The 18,458-nt window shown below is 67.3% G+C and carries 5 protein-coding genes; 3 read left to right on the top strand and 2 right to left on the bottom strand.

The genetic code is table 11. The annotated features are described in order from the left end of the window. The first annotated feature begins 80 nt into the window (after nucleotides 1–80). Nucleotides 81–6,413 (top strand): DUF4214 domain-containing protein, encoded by a 6,333-nt coding sequence (locus tag K1X74_22290; protein ID MBX7169082.1) that lies wholly within the window; start codon nucleotides 81–83, stop codon nucleotides 6,411–6,413. Nucleotides 6,414–6,433: 20 nt separating this feature from the next. On the opposite strand, the gene K1X74_22285 is transcribed toward K1X74_22290, so the two are convergent. After that, entirely contained in the window at nucleotides 6,434–9,016 is a 2,583-nt protein-coding gene (locus K1X74_22285) for a TonB-dependent receptor (GenBank protein ID MBX7169081.1), read from the bottom strand. 208 nt (nucleotides 9,017–9,224) lie between these two features. Further along, a complete protein-coding gene (locus tag K1X74_22280) occupies nucleotides 9,225–14,432 on the bottom strand; it encodes a protein kinase (GenBank protein MBX7169080.1) in 5,208 nt (1,735 codons plus the stop codon). A 284-nt stretch (nucleotides 14,433–14,716) separates the two neighbouring features. Here K1X74_22280 and K1X74_22275 point away from each other — a divergent pair, with 284 nt between their 5' ends. Both K1X74_22275 and K1X74_22270 read left to right on the top strand, forming a co-directional pair. Further along, entirely contained in the window at nucleotides 14,717–17,827 is a 3,111-nt protein-coding gene (locus K1X74_22275; GenBank protein MBX7169079.1) for a PSD1 and planctomycete cytochrome C domain-containing protein, read from the top strand. Nucleotides 17,828–17,918: 91 nt separating this feature from the next. After that, the coding region (locus K1X74_22270) for a DUF1501 domain-containing protein (GenBank protein ID MBX7169078.1) at nucleotides 17,919–18,458 on the top strand (540 nt) is incomplete at its 3' end.

The following is an 18,458-nucleotide window of genomic DNA, read 5'->3' as shown; positions in this document are numbered from 1 at the left end:
CCTACAACGACGCGGTCACTCTGACGGGCAGCGCGATCCTCGCGAGCACGGGCAACGCGGCCATCACGCTGGCGAGCACGGTGAACGGCGCCTTCGATCTGACGGTGAACACGACCGGCGCGACGACATTCGGCGGCGTGGTGGGCGGCAACACCGCGCTGACGAGCCTGACGACGAACGCCGGTGGCGCGACGAGCCTGGCCGGCAATGTCACGACGACCGGCACGCAAACCTACAACGACGCGGTCACTCTGACGGGCAGCGCGATCCTCGCGAGCACGGGCAACGCGGCCATCACGCTCGCGAGCACGGTCAACGGCGCTTTTGATCTGACGGTGAACACGACCGGCGCGACGACGTTCGGCGGCGTGGTGGGTGGCACGAGCGCCTTGACGAGCCTGACGACCAACGCTGGCGGTACGACAAGCCTGGCCGGCAATGTGACGACGACCGGCGCGCAAACCTACAACGACGCGGTCACTCTGACGGGCAGCGCGATCCTCGCGAGCACGGGCAACGCGGCCATCACGCTGGCCAGCACGGTCAACGGCGCTTTTGATCTGACGGTGAACACGACCGGCGCGACGACATTCGGCGGCGTGGTGGGCGGCAACACCGCGCTGACGAGCCTGACGACGAACGCCGGTGGCGCGACGAGCCTGGCCGGCAATGTCACGACGACCGGCGCGCAAACCTACAACGACGCGGTCACTCTGACGGGTAGCGCGATCCTCGCGAGCACAGGCAATGCAGCCATCACGCTGGCCAGCACGGTCAACGGCGCCTTCGATCTGACGGTGAACACGACCGGCGCGACGACGTTCGGCGGCGTAGTGGGCGGCACGAGCGCCTTGACGAGCCTGACGACGAACGCCGGTGGCACGACAAGCCTGGCCGGCAACGTGACGACGACCGGCGCGCAAACCTACAACGACGCGGTGACGCTGGCAGCGAACATAACGCTCGCCGGCACGAACGTGACATTTGGCAGCACTTTGAATTCGGACGGTACACCGCGATCGCTGACGGTGAATGCCAGCGGCGCGACGACGTTCGGTGGTGTGGTGGGCGGTACGAACGCCTTGGCGAGCCTGACGACCAACGCGGCCGGCTCAACGACGCTCAACGCCAATGTCACCACGACAGGCGCACAGACCTACAACGACCCGGTGACCCTGACCGGAAATGTCGTACTGAATGGCGTCGGCGTGACCTTCGCCAGCACGATCAACTCCGATGCGACTCCGCGGGCCCTGACGATCAATGACAGTGCGGTCACGACGCTGGGTGGCGCCATCGGCGGTACGAATGCGTTGGCGAGTCTCACTACCAATGCCGGCGGTGTGACGCGGATCGCCGCCGATATCACGACCACTGGCGGCCAAAACTATAACGACCCGGTCACGTTGATTGGCGACGCCGTGCTGAGCAGCACGGCCGCAGCAGACGTGTTGTTCGCGGCGACGGTGAATTCCGACGCCACGGCCCGCAGCCTGAGGGTCAACACGGCCGGCACGACGATCTTCGCCACGACGGTTGGCGGCACGAATCCGCTGGCGAGCCTGACGACCGACGCCGGCGGCACAACTCGGTTGGGCGGCAACGTGACGACCGCCGAAGGGCAGACCTACGGCGACGACGTGCGGCTCGACGCGGACGTGACGCTCACGAGCAACAACGCCGGCAGCATCGCGCTGCTCGAGCGCGTCGACTCCGCGGCGTTCACCCACCAGGCGCTCGTGATCAATACGTCGGGCAGCACTGAATTCGGCGACGGCGGCGCGGACTATGTCGGCAGCCAGGATGCCCTGACATCGCTCGTCACGAACGACGGCGCGGGCGATGACGACACGCGGTTCCAGATGCTGGATACCGTGCAGCCGACGGTCCGCACGACGGGCGCCCAAACCTTTGGCGATCATGTCCTCTTGCGCAGCGATGTCCGTCTGCGGAGCGAGGGCCAAGGCACGATCGCGTTCCGCGAGAAGGTCGACTCGTTCACGGGGACCAATTTTGCCCTGAACGTGGAGACCGGCGGCTTTACCGATTTTGGCGACGGCGGGGCCGATTACGTCGGCAGCGTGCAGCCGCTGCTCCGGCTGGTGACCGACGATTTTGCCGGCGCCGTGGCGACGGATCGCACGCGAGTGAACATCGTGACCGACGTCGTGCTGGGGCCCGCGTCGATCACGACCGTGCTTGACCAGGTCTATGGCGACCCGGTCGAACTGCTGGCAGCGACGTGGTTGAAGAGCGTCTCCGGCAATCTCGACCTTCGGGCCGGCGTTACCGGGCCGGCGTTCGTGCTCCGGGCCGAGGCCCAGGGCAACGTGCGCTATGCGGCCGTGGTCGACGTCGCGGCCGGTTCGCAAACGCTGGCCGCCACGGTGACGATCGACGGCGAATCGGCCGTCGAAGGGGCGCCGGTATTGCTGGACGATACGTTGCGGCTGTTCTTCGATGGGGCCTCGAGCCAACCGGCCTTCCGCTTGAACGGGGCGGGACCGATGCAGGTGCCCGGCCTCGGGGGCGCCGTGGCGACGACGCGTCGCTTCACGTTCAACGCCGGCGCCGGCGACGACCGTTTGATCGTGCAACTCGACGATCAGAACCGGCCCGTGCCCAAGCCCTTCTCCGATTTGACGACGGGGATCGTGTTCCATGGCGGCGAGACGGATGAAGACGGGCCCGGCGATTTGCTGCAGGTGTTCGGCGTGGGCGCAGCCAACAACGAAGTTCAATATCGACCCGACGCACTGGTCACGGGCGCCGGGTTGCTGCGCGTCGGTCCCGTGGGTCCCGACGCAGGCCGCATCGTGTTCGACGAGCTCGAACCGGTCGACCTGGCGGAGCTGGCCGTGGTCACGATCACGCTGCCTAACGCGAACAACGTGGTCCAGATCGCCGACGGCGACTCGTTCGGCCAGGCCTATGGCGATCCGGCGCAAAAGACGCTCGTCGTGAGCGGCACCAGCGGTGCCGTCGCATTCGAGTCCGCGGCGCTGTGGAACAATGCGTCCGTGAACGTTGATACCGATGGCGGCGCAGTCGTGACGGTCGACAATCGCTTCGTGCCCACCGCCGGTAATCCGGCAACCGACCACGGCAACGGTCTGTTGCGCGTGGTGACGGGCAGCGGCGCCGACACGGTCAACGTCCAGGCCATCCGCCTGCCGACGACAATCCTTTCCGGCACCGGCGCCGATACGATCAACGTTTCCGACTCGGCCCCGGCGCTCTCGGGCACCTTGAATTTGATTTTGGCCAATCTGTCTATCGACGGGTCGGCCGGCGACGGCGCGACCGATGTGCTGCACGTCAGCGACCTGGGCGATGGGACGGACAACACGGGCATCGTCACCGAGTCTGCCATCTCGGGACTCGGCATGTCGTCGCTGCTGACCTACCTGAATGTGGATCAGCTCGATCTGCAGTTGGGCACGGGCTACGACACGTTGGCGCTTTTGGGAACCTCGGCGGCCACCGAAATCCGCGCCGGCGGCGGCAACGACACGATCAACGTGGGCTCGATCGTCCCGCCGGTGCCGAATGCGGCGCCTAGCGTCTTCGCCGGAACCATCAAGCTCTTCGGTGGCGACCAGACCGACCAGTTGAACGTGATTCAGAACGACGGCTACGTGCCCAAGCTGCTCACGTCGAACACGGTCGAAGGCACTGGGTTGCCCGTCGGAGGCGTGGGCTACGCCGAGTTCGAAGGTCTACTCGTGCAACTTTCGACGCAGGACGACACGTTCACCATCGCCAGCACCAACGCATTGACGCCGGTCACGCTGCGTTCGCTCGCTGGGGCCGACAGCATCGAGGTCCTGTCGATCAGCAGCGCGACGACCATTCAGACGGGCGCCGACGCCGACCGCGTCGTAGTTGGTGAGGCGAGCGCCAGTCCGCATCTCGATCTGCTCGAGAACATCGGCGCGATGTTGTCGATCGATGGCGGGCCGCCCGCGTCGCCCGGCGACGAGCTGGTTATCAGCGACAAAGACGACGCCCTGGCGAACACTGGGGTGAAGGCCGGACTGCTCACCGCAAGTCAACTCACGGGACTAGGCCTCGCCGCGACGTTGACCTACGCCAACTTCGAACAGGTCAGTTTGCTCCTGGGCACGCAGACCGACGAGCTGACGATCGACTCGACCAACGCCACGACCGCGACCAAAGTGTTCGGCAACGGTGGCGACGATCAGTTGACCGTCCGCGCGACCGCCGGGCCGACGACCGTGCTCGGCGGCCAGGGCGGCGACGTTATTCGCGTCGCCTCGACGACCAACACGCTCAACCAGATCGCCGGGGGGCTCGTCGTGGGGGCAGGGCCACTCGGCGAGAATGACCGGCTGACCTTCGACGACAGCGGCGATCCGGCGGCGGGGGCCACGGCCCAGATGACGAGCCAGTCGCTCGGCGGTCTCGGCTCGGCCGTCCCGATCGTCTACGGCGGTGCCGAAGGCGTGTTCCGCCACGTCGAGGTGTTGCTCGGCGCCGGCGCCAACACGATCTTCAATCTCGAGCTGCCGCTGCCGGCCGGTTCGCCGTCCGCGCAAACGCCGCTGCCGGCCGAAATGGTGATCGATGCCGCGGCCGGTGACAACGAGCTGCTGCGGGTCCTGGGCACGAACTTCAACGACACGCTGCTCGTCGGTCCCTTGGCGGCCGGTAACCAGCTCGACGCGCGGAACTTCGAGTGCCTGCACATGTTCGGGTTTTCCGGCAACGATCGCTTCGAGAACGGCACGGCGACGCCGTCGTTCCTGGTCGGCGGGCAGGGGTCGGACACGCTCTCGGGCGGCTCGGCGAACGATTTCATTCTCGGCGATGGCGTGGCCATCTCCGACGCCAACCCGGCTCGCGATCTGTTGTCGGGCAACAATGGTGCCGACGTGATCTTCGGCGGCCCCGACGTCGACTCGCTGCTGGGCGGCGACGGCACCGACTTCTTGTTCCCCGATTACGACGTACTCGGCAATCCGCCGGTCACGGTCGAGACGATCGCTAACGGCGACGTGCTCGATGGCGGTGGCGACGACGGCGATCCGGACAGCGCGGTTTCGCTCGGCAACGGCGACGTGCTCGGCTTCATCGACGGCTTGTTCGTCGATACGGGCGCGATCAAAGACGTATTCACCTGGCTGCGCGGCCGGTTCCTGCGGACCGATCCCGCCAATATTCAGGTGATCCTCGACGCGGCCAACGCGGTACCGACCTGCAAAGATTTCGCCTCGCTGCCGCCGGTCGCGAACCCCAGCGACGCCGATTCGATCCCGGTCGCCGACAACCCGATCGTGGCCCAATCGTATCTGCGGTTTCTCCGCCGTCCGGCCGACGATTTCGGCCTCGAGTCGTGGTCGCGCGCCGTGGCCATCAACGGGCTGTCGATCGAGGGCATGCGGGCCGCGCTGATCGGCTCGCCCGAGTATTTTGCCCTGCCGCAAGTGGCGGGCAACAACACGAACTTTGTGAATCTGCTGTACCAGGACGTGCTCGGCCGCGCGCCCAGCGCCGCCGAATTGCAGAACGCGCTGAATCAGATCGGCGCCGGCACCGCGCGCAGCCAGATCGCCTTGACGCTTCTGGTTTCGACCGAGGCGCGGGTCTATGAGATCAACGCGATTGTGTTTGCCGCGACGCCGCCGGCTCCGGGGCTGGCCGAGCTGGAGCGCAACGCGATGCTGGCCGACCTGAACCAGAGTGTGCCGTTCGACGTCGTCGTGCAGGGATATCAGCAGGCGCGGCTGGCCGGAGCGAACTATTCGGATAACGGCCGCAGCGCGATGTCGACCTTCGTGCACAAAGTGTTCGTCACGTTGATGGACCGGCCCACTGGCCCCGTGTTGGGCGAATTGGCCATTTCGCTCGCCAATCTCGCCGCCGGCCAAACGAAAGACGCCTTGGTCGCGATCTTCCAGGGCTCCGACGAATATCGCATCAAGCTGCTCGATCGCTTCTACCAGCGATACCTCGGCCGGCCGCTCGATGCACTCGGCCAGGCCGTGTGGCTGACGGCCCTGAAGAACGGGACCCGCGTCGACCAGGTCCAATTCGCGATCCTGGGTTCGCCCGAGTACTTTGCCAAGAACGGTGGCACGAACACGGGCTTTATCAATGCCCTGTATCACGACCTGCTCAACCACGACAGCACGCCCGGCGCCGTGAACTACTTCCTCGGTCTGTTGGCGCAGCCGGGACTGACGCGCGAATACATTGCGTACTTGTTCATCAGCGACAAGGTGATCGGCGTCGAATACCAGGCCCGTCTGATGGACGAGCTGTACCTCGACCACCTGGGCCGCACGGCGACCGACGCCGAGAAGATCGCCGGCGTGCAACTCCTGCAGCAGCGCGCCCCGTTCGAACAGGTCGAACGGCAAGTCGTGCTCAGCCCGGGCTATCTGCAATAGCGAGGTGCCTGCGCCGGCCGCTAATAGGTGAGCTGCGCCCCGAAGTAGGGGAAAAAGCCCGGGTTGAATGCGCCCATGCCGCCGAAGACGGGGTCGGGCGTGAGCCGGATGTTCAGGTGTTCGATGTAGTTCTTGTCGAACAGGTTGTCGATACCGGCGAACAAGTTGAAGTTCTGGCTAACGTTGTAATAGCCGCGCAGGTTCCAGACGGTGAAGCCCGGTGTGGGAAATTCGATGGCGGTGAATTGGTTGGGCACGCCTTCGGTCCGCACCAGGCCGATGCGGTCCTGGTTGTTGACCACGCGGGCATAGCATTCCAAGCCCCAGGTGTTGCCGCGCTCGCTGTCGTGCAGCCGCGCGCCGATGCGGCTGTCGAACGGCGGGATGCCGAACAGGTTCTGGTCGATCGTCTGGTCGACGCCGTAGGTGTAGCCCAGCGAGGCGAACGGCGTGAGATTGCGGCCGATATCGTACTCGGCGAATCCTTCGCAACCGCTGAGCGTGGCCAGTGGCGTATTGGTGACGAACAGCACGCGCGCGCCGGCCGGCTGCGAGAACGTGTCGGCCGAATAGGTCAGGTAGTCGAGCACCCACGATTGGTAGCCGCGCAGCGCGCCGCGGAAGTTCTCGCCGTTAGCCTGCAAGCCTAGGTCGATCTGCCAGGCGCGTTCCTTGTCGGCATTGGGTTGGCCGACGAAGCGGTCGAAGCCGTTCTGCGTCACTGCGTAGAACAACGCGTCGCCGTAGCGGTCCAGCAGGGTCGGCGCGCGCTGCGCCTGGCCGCCACCGGCCGTCAGGCTCAGGGCGTCGCTGAGCTTGAACGTATTGGTCAGGTACATCGCAAACAGCACGTCGTTCTGCGCCAGGTCGGTCTGCGGCGTGGGCGGCACGATGGCATCGGTCTCGTTGACCGACGTGTGATACCAGTCGACACGCGCACCGGCCGAAATCAACCAGCTCTCCATCACCGGCACGCTGAACTCGCAGAACATGCCGGGGTCGATCGCGACGGACTGCGGCAGTGCCGTGCCGATCGAGCCGCCGAAGAAGTTGCTCAGGGGCGTCAGCGGCTGGCCGCTGAAGCGGTCGGTGAACAGGAAGTACTCGCCGATACCTTGCTGCAAGTAGCGGAAGTCGGGCCCGAACGACAGGCTCCAGTCGGCCGGATCGCCGAACGTCGTGGCCCAGCGCCCGCCGGTGTTGGTCAGGCCGCCGTTGGTGAAGCCCTGAAACAGCGCCGTCCCGGTCGGCAGCCCCAGGGCGCCGTCCGTGGCTTGTTCGATGCGGGTCACGACGTTCGTGCGGCGCTTGGCGTCGGACAGCGAATCGCCGTAGTAGCGGCTCCGTGTGTACCAGCCTTGCAGTGCGGTGCGGCTCCAGGGGGCCGAGGGATCCTCGTCGACCACCTGCGCCAGGAACGAGTCGGAGCCGAGGAAGTTCACGTCGAACACCTGCGCCGGAAACTCGGCGTTGGACAAGTCGAGCCGCGAATAGGTGAAGTCGACATGCTGATCGGGCATCGTGTCGAAGCTGAATTGCGCCAGCACATCCTTGTTGTGGTAGCTGGACGGAATCTCCAGGCTGTCGCCCGAGCGATAGTCGCTGCCGCCGCGGTCGCCGTAGCTGAGGCTGTAGCCCCAGTTGGCCGAACCGCCGTAGAGCGTCGTTCGCCCACGGTACTGGGCGCCGTTGTCGAGATACGTGCCGCCCAACTTCAGATGCGACTCGAAGCCGCATTCATACCTCGGCGGCGCGACGCGCGTGATGTCGATGAATGCCAGTCCCGGTCCGTAACGCACGCCATACGGCCCCGAGACGACCGTCGCGCTCTGGATCAGGTCCGAGTCGACGAACATCAGGGCATTGCCCAAGTCGGTGCGGACCGGAAACTGGAAGGCCCCGTCGATCTGCGTGAACAACTGGCCATAGCGATAGCCGCGCACGTACGGGTCGAGCACCACCGGCGAACGCCGCTGCACGCGGACCGCCTCGAGGTTGTTGCTCAGGGCTTCGCCGAGCGCCGTCGAGGTCACGGTGTCGGTCGTGTTCGAGGTGATCTGGCTGGCCGGCGAGCCGCTGGGCGCGTCGGCCGGGGCCGCGCCCACGTCGCGATTGAACGTAAACGCGCTGGCCGTGGCCAACGTGATGTCGCCCGGCTGCTGCGGGGCGCTCAAGTCGGGTTGTTGCGGCGCGCTGAGGTCGGGCTGCTGCGGGGCTGCCCGATCCGTGGTTTGCGGTTGCGCCGTGTCGCCGGGGCGCTGCGGCGCGCCGTTCTCGGCCTGGTTGCCGCCGGCGGGCGGGTTTTCGCCCTCGACGTCGGGCGGACGGCTAGGCAACTCGCCGGGCGGCGGCACGTCCTGCTGGAAGCTCGCCAATTGCGCCCAGCCGATCTGCGACAGGGCAAACTTTCCGCGTTCGTAGCGGATCGCACCGCGTTGGGCCGGGTTGGCAATTTCGCGTTCGCGGACTTCGTAGGTGATCTCCGGCAGCCCGTCGGCGGCGCGGGTCCCAGGCGTCGCGGCCACGGCAGCGCAGACGACGGCCAACCGGCCGCCAAGCCGCGCGCCGGCGCGCAAACACGCACGAAGCGTCGAATGGAACATTGCCCCCCTCCCTGGGCGCATTTCCGGGCCGATCGTGCAAACATCCTTGCCACCATCGCCGGCAATCGGGCGGCGCCGCGCTAGGCGCAGGCGCCCCCTCGGCACGATCGGAATAACCCATACGACTCATCGGCACAGAACATGCCTAATCTTCGCGCAATTCGATACCAGCAATGCTGGCGCGCGAGAGTGCCGGTGGCGCCGCTACTCAGCGGAGTTTGGACCGGAGCAGCGTCTCGATGCCGGTCAGCGTCGTGAGCTGGCGCAGGTGCGGCGGATTGAGCAACCGGACCTGGCGGAGCAGTTCGTCGAGCTTCTGCTTTTTCTCCGCGGCGGCCTGCGGTGGCTGCCACAGCGGGCTGCGGAACAGCCAGTCCATGTAGTAAGTCACCGTGATGGGAAACAAGTCGCCCGTTCCGGCCGCGCCGGCCAGGCCCATCGCCGCGCTGAAATCCTGGTTCACCTGTTTGAGCGCCGCGTCGCCCTTGGCGTCGGACGAGGCCAACAGCACCTGGCCGAAGCGTGCCGCGGCCTGACCGGCGCCGAGCTCCTTGTTACCGGCAGCGGCGGCGAGTTGTTTCTTGAGCGCCGCGGCATACTCGTCGTGGCGCTTCGAATCTTGCGGGCGGAAGATCACGCCGCGATGGAACAGCCATTCGGCCGCATCGGCCAGGAGGAAGCCCAGCCGCGCGCCGCCGGCCTCGGTCGCGGCTTTGAGCTCGGTGTCCCAGGCGGCCATCGCCGCGCGCGGGTCTTTGCGGCGCAACAGCGCGTGGTCGGCTTGGACCCAAACCAGGTCGCCACGACGCTCGAAGCCGGCCTGCTGCGGGGCCTGCAACAGCGCCGTGGCGCGCTCGAGCGCCTCGTTCTCGTGGGCCTGAGCCTCGGGCGACTCGGGATCGTCGAGGGTTCGCGCATATTCGAACTGCGCCACGCTCAATCGGCCCCCCAGGCTCGCTTCGAGCGTGGGCACGCGCGCGAACTCACCGCGCCAGCTTTCCAACGCCGTACGCAGGGTCTCATAGCGGGCCCGGGCCAGGGCCTGCGGCTCGGCATGGTGCAGGCACCATTGCAAACGGATCACCCAACGCAACGATTCGTCGCGCCGTTCGCGCGGCAAGGCAGTGTCGGGCGTCAGGCTGGCCGCGGTCAGGTTCTCGATGCCCTGGGCGGCGACGCGATAGACGTCTTGGAATGGCGCAGGCAGGTCTGGTTCGCCCTGGGGCGCGAAGCTGGCTTTGTTCTGCCAGGCCATCTCGCACAGCTTGGCCTGGCAACGGCCGAGGTTGTACCGCGCGAAGTCGAGCTGAAACGGTTGTCCTTCGGCCTCGGCCAGATGAACCGCTTGCTCGAAATCTTGTGCGGCGTCGAGATACTTCTCCGGCAGCTCGGCCAACAACCAGGGAAAATCTTCCTGGGCGTTGCCGCGCAGCGTGAAGGCGTGCTGTGGGTTGCTCCGCTGCGGATAGTCGCTGATCGCGGCGATCGCATGTTCGATCGCCGCGGTGAGCCGTTGGCGGATCTCCTGCTTCGCCGCATCGTCGGGTTTCGGGTTGGTGGAGAACAGGTAATTGGCGCTGCGCAGATAGGCATCGCCGCAGCGCACCAGCGCCGTGGGCCGCTCGTCGACGGGCAGGCTCTTGACGACGCGTTCGAACAGCGCGGCCGCCTGCAGGAACAGCTCCGAACGCTTCCCCGCGTCCCGCTCGCGCTCGGCGTCGTGGAACCGCAATTGCGCGTCGAGGTAATCGGCCCACAAGCGCAACGGGCTGTCGGCCGCCGCCGCGGCGACGGCGCTTTCAACGCTCGCCCGGTCCGATTTCGCGGCATCGGCAAAGGCCGTCTCCACGTCGGCCGAAGTCAGGCGGTTGAGCCGGTCGATCTCCAGCCGGGCCAGACCGCGCTGCAGGCGATATTGGGGATCGTCAGGGTCGAGATTCACGGCCCGCTCCCAGCGGCGAAACACGAGGTCCGACCCGAAGGTGTCCGCCTCCCAAGTGGGTTGAATCGCCAGGGCCTCGGCCGACTCGGCGTACAGCCTGGCCAATTGTCGGCGGCTGTCGGGCGTCAGCGACTCGTCGAGTTTGCCGGTGGCGTCTAGTTCGCAAGCGGGCCGCAACACGAGGTCGTACACTTCGCGCGTGGGCTTCGCGCCGGCAGGCAGCACATGTGCGCCGAGCGCGTGCAGCGAGGCGATCGCCGCGGCCAGCTTGCCGGAACTCTCGCCGGCTGCGGCCTGCGTGTACTGGCGAATCCCTGCGCGTGCCAACAGGTGCAGCGTCTGGGCATTGACCAGGCCGTGTTGTTCGATGAGCGCCGTAGCCTTGCTGGCGGCCTCGTCCAACCGGTCGTCACCGGCGCCCCAGGCCAGCGTGGCGAGCAGGTCGCGCGCGGGCTGGTTGCCGGCCGGATCGAGTCGTTCGGCCGTCGCCAGCCACTCGGGCAAATGCCCGGCAGCCTCAGCCGGCAACTTCCACGTGAGGACGTCGAGCGCGGCGTTGAGGGCCTTGGCATCGCCGGCGGGCAAACCGGCCGCACGCTGCGCCGCGCTCACCAGTCGCTGCGCGGCACGCTGCTTCCGGTCGGGCAGCGCGAGCGCGGCGGTCTGGGGTTGCCCAGCGTCGAACAACGCGACCAATTGATCGGCGGCCGGCGCGGTCGAGCCCTCGCGGTAACTGCCGACGATCGCCGCGACATACGCGCGATAGGGCGCCAGCGGCGGCTGCATGTCGCTCGCCAGCGCCGCTCGAGCCAGGCGCGCTTCGCTCTCGCGAACCTGGTCGGCCAGGTTCGCGGGCCCTTGGTCAAACGACAGGCTCGTGCATTCTGCCGCGAAGCAATCCAGCAGCACCATCGTCGCGCCGGCCTCGACTCCGCCGGGTTTGAGCAAGCTCTGCCATTGTTCGCTCGCCGCCCGCTCGGCCAGCACCAGCCGTTGCGGCGGCGCCTCGTGATCGATGGACGTCCACAGGCGCGCCTGCATCAATGTCGCGCGGGCCGCGAGCACTTCGGGTGGCGCCACGACGAAGCGTTCGGACAAACGGGCCATGGCCTGCAGGCCGACGTCCTGCTGTGCCGCATCGCTGCCCAGCGATGCGACGGCCTGCGGAATTGCCACGACCATCCGTCCCGCTTCTTCGGCATCCGCGGGAATCTGCTGGCCAGCGGCGAGCGATGCCAGCGTCTCGGCAGCGCCTTGGCCAGGCTGCGCCGGCAAACGCGCGGTGAGCACCAGGTACGCGCCGAGCGGCGGCAACCGTTCGGCCAACGTCGGCCCCAGATTGGCGCGAACGGCGCCCTTCCACGATGCCTCGGCGCCCGCGTCGCTCTTGGGCACCAGCGCGGCGAGCGTTTGATAGTCGTCCGCCGCAGGAGTTTCGCTGTTCCACAGCTCGGTGCGCAGCGCATCGATCGCCGCGGCGGCCAAGGCCACGGCGGCACGATATTCGCCGGCCCAGCGGTTGGCTTCAGCCGCCGGCGCCGTAGTCGCCTGCGCCAGTTGGCCGAGCGCCGCAGCGGCTTGTTCGCGCTGCAGCTTGGCCGTCGGGCCGGCTTTGACCGGCCATTGGGCCGCAGTCAGCAGTTCCAGCAGCTCGTATAGCGCCGCATGTGCCTGGCCTTCGCGTTTCAACTCGTCGGTCGTGGCCTCGTTCAACGCGTCGGCAATCGTGCTGCCGTGCGCGTCGAGGGCGGCCAGCTCTTTCTGAGCTTCGGTCCAGTTGGCTTCGCGCACCAGCAGTCGCGCGCCGGCCACCAGCCCGATGGCCCAGGCCGCAGGATCGTCGCTCGGCAGGCGCTGAACCTCGGCCAGCGTCGTTTTCGCCTCGGCTAGTTGGTCGCCGTCGAGCTGGCGATGAAACGTTGCCACCGCCGCGGCCCAATCGCTCTTCGGTGGTTCGGGCCCGGCAGGCGCAGGGACATTCGCCGCGGCGGCGGTACCTGGGGGCGTCTCGACGGAAGGTGGCGTCGCCGGTCCGCGGCGCAGAACGAACTGCCACGCGGCCACGCCCACGATGGCCACGACGGCCACCAGCGTCGCCACCCGACGCAGGAGCACGGCCGAGGTGCCCGCGCCGGTCGAGTGGGCGACGTCCGGCGCAACCATCGTCTCCTGCGACGGTGCGTCGATGCTGTCCACTCCGCCGGCTTCGATCGTGGCCTGCGTCTTTGCCGTGTCGATCTGGTCGGCTTGGGGCGAGACGGCGCTCGTCGCGGCGAGCGTCTCGACCTCGGTACCGCGCGGACGACCTTGGCCCGTCTGTATGCTGCCGGCCGGGCCGGTGATGACGGGCACTGAGCCACTGGTGCCGGCCGCAGGCACCGGCTCGCCGAAATTCGAATGCGACAAGTTCGACAAGGCGAAGCCCGCCGACGAACCGAGATACTCGCCGGCGAGCGCCGTCTCGACGGACTGAATGAACGTCACGCAGTTCGGAAACCGCTTGGTCGCATCGGGCGTCGTGGCGCGCTGCAAGACGTCGCTCAAGCGCGTCTGCTGCTCGGCGTTCAACCCTTCGGCAAGCTCGAGACCCTTGCGAAACCGCATCCGCCCGCCGACGTGGGCCATCATCACGGCCGTGCGATCGCGCAGTTCGTCTTTGCTCAACCCCAGCGGCAGACGGTCGGTCAGGCACTGAAATAAGGTGACGGCCAGGGCATATTGATCGGTGGCCGGCACCGGCCGGTCGGACCACAATTCCGGCGCCGCGTAGAACGGCGTCAGGAAGTTCGGCACACCCTCGGTCTTGTAGGTCATGCCCGTGGCGGCGTCCCAGCGGCGAGCAATGCCCAGATCGCCGATCAGTGCTTCTTCATGGTGTTTGAGAATGTTTTGCGGCTTGATGTCGCAATGCACCACCGCGTCGAGCGGGTTGCCGTCGATGTCCTTCGGGTCGTGCAGGTAGTCGAGGCCGCGGGCGGCGTCGCGCATGTAGCCCATCAGCTCGGGCAGCGGAATGCCGCGGCGCCCCTGATCGCGGTATTGCTTGAGCAAGTCGTGCAGCGAGTACTGCGCCAGCCGCATCGCCACGACGAGCGTGGGGGGCTTTTCGCGATCGAGTACGGTGCTGCCGTCGGCGCTCTGATAACGACCTTGCTTGATCGCGACCTTGTCGATCGAGTCGATATCGAGAATCGTGCCGTGCCAGTCCTTGATCCAGATGCCCTGGATGCCGCAGATGCGGCTGTGCGAAAGCCGTTTGACCAGTTGCAACGAACGGACTTCGCGATCGCCCACCTCGGGATACTCGCCGCCGAGCTGGACGATTTTCAGGGCGCATTGCACACCGGCCGACTTGGCGCGCCAGACCTCGCCGAAATTGCCGCGGCCCAGCAGGCGCTCGAGCACGTAGCCAGCGACCGGCTCGCTGCCTTCCCGATAGAGTCCTGCCGGATCGCCGGTCGGCCCGCTGGTCATGGGACGCACTCGCCCTGGCAGAGAGGGGTTGGCCGGACCGCGCACGGTCGCGGCCCCTTGCGACCAGCCGGCATGATCGCGTTTAAGTGGCGCCGGCTTACCCGGTTGCGCTACAACTGAAGTTTGAGTTTAACCGACCCATCGGTGCCGACAAGCAAGCCCGGCGGCGCTCGGGCCGCGCCACCCTGCCCGGGCTCCGGGGCGCACGCGGGCAAGGTATCCTTGCTTTATAATTGCGCCGTCTATCCGGCCCCCCGGGGGGCCGCCGACTTCAGGAGCACGCCATGCGCAACGTGTTGGGTTCGTTCGGCATTGTCTGGGCAATTGCCTGGAGCGGACCAACCAGCACGGCGGCGGACCTGCCCGAGCGGGTCGAATTCAATCGCGACGTGCGGCCGATCCTCTCCGACAATTGCTATTTTTGCCACGGTCCCGACAAGAACAAACGCCAGGCCGACCTGCGGCTCGACACGCGGGCCGGCCTGTTCGGTGAGAGCGACGTCCCCGGCTCGGTCGTGGCCGGCGACCCCAACGCCAGCGAGTTGTGGCGGCGAATGGTCTCGGCCGACCCGGACGAGCACATGCCCCCGGCCGAATCGGGCAAGCAGCCCAGCGAGCACGAACTGGCCATCGTGCGCCGGTGGATCGAGCAGGGGGCCGAGTGGGAGGGGCACTGGTCGTTTACGGCCATCAAGCGCCCCGCACCGCCCGAGACGGCCGGCGCGGTCGCGCCCATCGACGCCTTCATCGGCGAAGCGTTGCACGCGGCAGGGCTCAACCCGTCGCCGCCGGCGCCCGCACATGTCCTGGTGCGGCGGCTGGCGCTCGATTTAACCGGGCTGCCCCCTTCGATCGACCTGGTCGAAGGCTTCGCGGCCGATCCATCGGGCCCGGCCTACGAGCGGCTGGTCGATCAACTGCTGGCCTCGCCCGCCTTTGGCGAACGCATGGCCGTGTGGTGGCTCGACCTGGTCCGCTATGCCGACAGTGTGGGCTACCACGGCGATCAGCCGGTGAGCGTGTATGCCTTTCGCGAGTACATCATCAACGCCTTCAACGGCAACAAGCGGTTCGACCAGTTCACGATCGAACAATTGGCCGGCGACTTGCTGCCCGAGCCGACCTCCGAACAGCGCGTGGCGTCGGGCTACAACCGCCTGGGCATGATGAGCGCCGAAGGGGGAGTGCAGGACAAGGAATACCTGGCCAAGTACATCGCCGAGCGCGTGCGAAATCTTGGCGGCACCTGGTTGGGCCTGACGCTGGGCTGTGCCGAATGCCACAACCACAAGTTCGACCCGCTCGCGACGCGCGATTTCTATCGCTTCGAGGCCTTCTTCGCCGATCTCGAAGAACGGGGTCTCTACAGCGGCGCGAACGTCAACGGCGAATGGGGACCGCGGATGCAGGTGCCCTCACCCGAGCAGGCGCAGCGGCAAAGCGAATTGCAGGCGGCAATCGCAGCGACGCGCGCCGTGCTTGGCACCGAAACTCCCGAGCTCGCGGCGGCGCAAGCGGCCTGGGAAGCGGCGCAAATCGCCTGGACCGTGCTGCGGCCCACGAGCGTCGTCTCGGCCGGCGGCGCCGAATTGAAAGTGCTTGACGACGGCTCGATTCTCGCCGCGGGCAAGAATCCCGATCGCGATACCTACACGCTGAGCTTCGCCGAATTGCCGCAGGGCACGACGGCCCTGCGGCTCGAAACGCTGCCGCACGACTCGCTGCCGCAGCAGGGGCCCGGCCGCGCCGGCAACGGCAACTTCGTGCTCAGCGAGCTGACCCTGGCTGTCCAGCCGGCCTCGGGCGATGCACTCGGCCCAATCACGATCTCGCGCGCCGAGGCAGATCACGAGCAGACGAGCTTTGCCGAGGCAAATCCTTACGGCCGTTGGGCCGTGGCCGCCGCGATCGACGGCGACGCCAAAGGGCCCACCTGGGGTTGGGCCATCCTCGATCAGGCCGGCCGCGATCATCGGGCCGTATTCGAGCTGGCGGCCGACCTCGCGCTCGAGCCCGGCAATCATCTGCGGCTGACGTTGGCCCAGAATCTCGACAACCCGGGCCACAATCTCGGACGGTTCCGGGTTTCGGCCGCGACGGCGTCGCGGCCTGTGAGCGTCGCGGCCGCTTTGCCCGAGGCGATCGCCGCGATCCTGGCCGTGCCGGTCGACGCCCGCCAGGTTGAACAACGCCAGGCCTTGGCCGCGCATTTTCGCACGATCACGCCGCTGCTGGACGGCGAGCGCGCCAAGCTGGCCGAGTTCGAGCGCCAGCTTGCCGAACTCGACAAGCAGATTCCCACGACGCTTGTGGCCCGCGCGGTCGAGCCGCGGCTGATTCGGCTGTTACCGCGCGGCAATTGGATGGACGACAGCGGCGAGATCGTCGAACCGGGTTTCCCCGAGTTCCTCTCGGCCGGCGCGACGGCACCAGCGGCACCCGCCGGCGCACGCCTGACGCGCCTCGACCTGGCCCATTGGCTCGTGGCCCCCGAAAACCCGCTCGTGGCGCGCGTGCTCGCCAACCGCCTGTGGAAGATGTTCTTCGGCGCCGGCCTCTCGCGCAAACTCGACGATCTCGGCGCTCAGGGACAATGGCCGACCCATCCCGAGCTGCTCGATTATCTCGCCGGGCAACTGATCGACTCGGGCTGGGACCTCAAGCGGCTCGTCAAGCAAATCGTCCTGTCGGACACCTACCGGCAGTCGTCCGTCGAATCGCCCGAGCTGCGCGAGCGCGATCCGGATAATCGCCTGTGGGCCCGGCAGGGGCGGTTCCGGCTCGAGGCCGAGTTCGTTCGCGACGGCGCCTTGGCCGCCAGCGGGCTCTTGGTCACGCAGATCGGCGGGCCGAGCGTCAAGCCGTATCAGCCGCCGGGCTATTGGGCTTATTTGAATTTCCCACCCCGCGAATGGGAAAACGATCGCGGCCCGGCGCTGTATCGCCGCGGGTTGTACACGCACTGGCAGCGTCAATACCTGCATCCCAGCCTCGCGGCGTTCGATGGTCCCTGCCGCGAGGAGTGCACCGCCGACCGGCCGCTTTCGAACACGCCGCTGCAATCGCTCGTGTTGTTGAACGACCCCTCGTACGTCGAAGCGGCCCGGGCCTTGGCCGAGCGGATGCTGCACGCCAGCGCCGATCCGTTGGCGCGGCTCGATTGGGCGTTTCGGACGGTCGTTTCGCGACCGATCGATCCCACCGAGGCCGACGTGCTGTTGCGCCTCGTCGAGAAGCACCGTCAACAATATGCCGCCGATCGCGCGGCGGCCGACCAGTTGCTCGCCATCGGCGATCATCCCGCGCCGGCGGATCTCGATCGTGCCGAGCTGGCGGCTTGGACCAGCGCGGCGCGTGCCGTGTTGAACCTGCACGAAGCCATCACCAGGAACTGATCCCGTGGACTTTCCGTTCGCGTCGCCGCAGTTGCCGCCCTCCGTCGCCCGGCGGGCGTTCCTGTTCAACTCGGGCCTGAGCCTCGGTTCGATGGCGCTGGCCTCGCTGGCAGGCCGCCGTCCGCTGCGCGCGGCCGAAGCGCTCAACACCGGCGAGCGCCCCGGCGGGGCGCCCCTCGCCGGACTGGCGCCCGGTGGCGTCCTGCAGACGTTGCACCATCCGCCCAAGGCTCGCCGGGTGATCTGGCTCTACATGGCCGGCGGGATGAGCCACTTGGAGACGTTCGACCACAAGCCGAAGCTGGCCGAGCTGCACCGTCAGCCGATGCCCGAGTCGATCACCAAGGGCCAGCAGATCGCCCAGCTCCAGGGTCAGAAGCTGCTGTGCTTCGCGCCGCAATTTCCCTTCCAGCCGTTCGGCGCGTCGGGCCAGATGATGTGCGAGCTGTGGAAAGAGCTCGGCCCGCGCTGCGCCGACGACATGTGCATCATCCGGTCGTTGTCGACCGAGGCGATCAACCACGATCCTGCGCACACGTTCATGAACACCGGCTCGATGATCGCGGGCCGGCCGGCGATGGGCTCGTGGCTGCTCTACGGTCTCGGCGCCGACAGCCAGGACTTGCCCGGC

This window comes from Pirellulales bacterium, assembly GCA_019694435.1.
In the GTDB taxonomy this organism is placed as follows: Bacteria; Planctomycetota; Planctomycetia; order Pirellulales; family JAEUIK01; genus JAIBBZ01.
The sequence above is the reverse complement of the archived record's forward strand: the minus strand, read 5'-3'. Positions and strand labels throughout refer to the sequence as shown.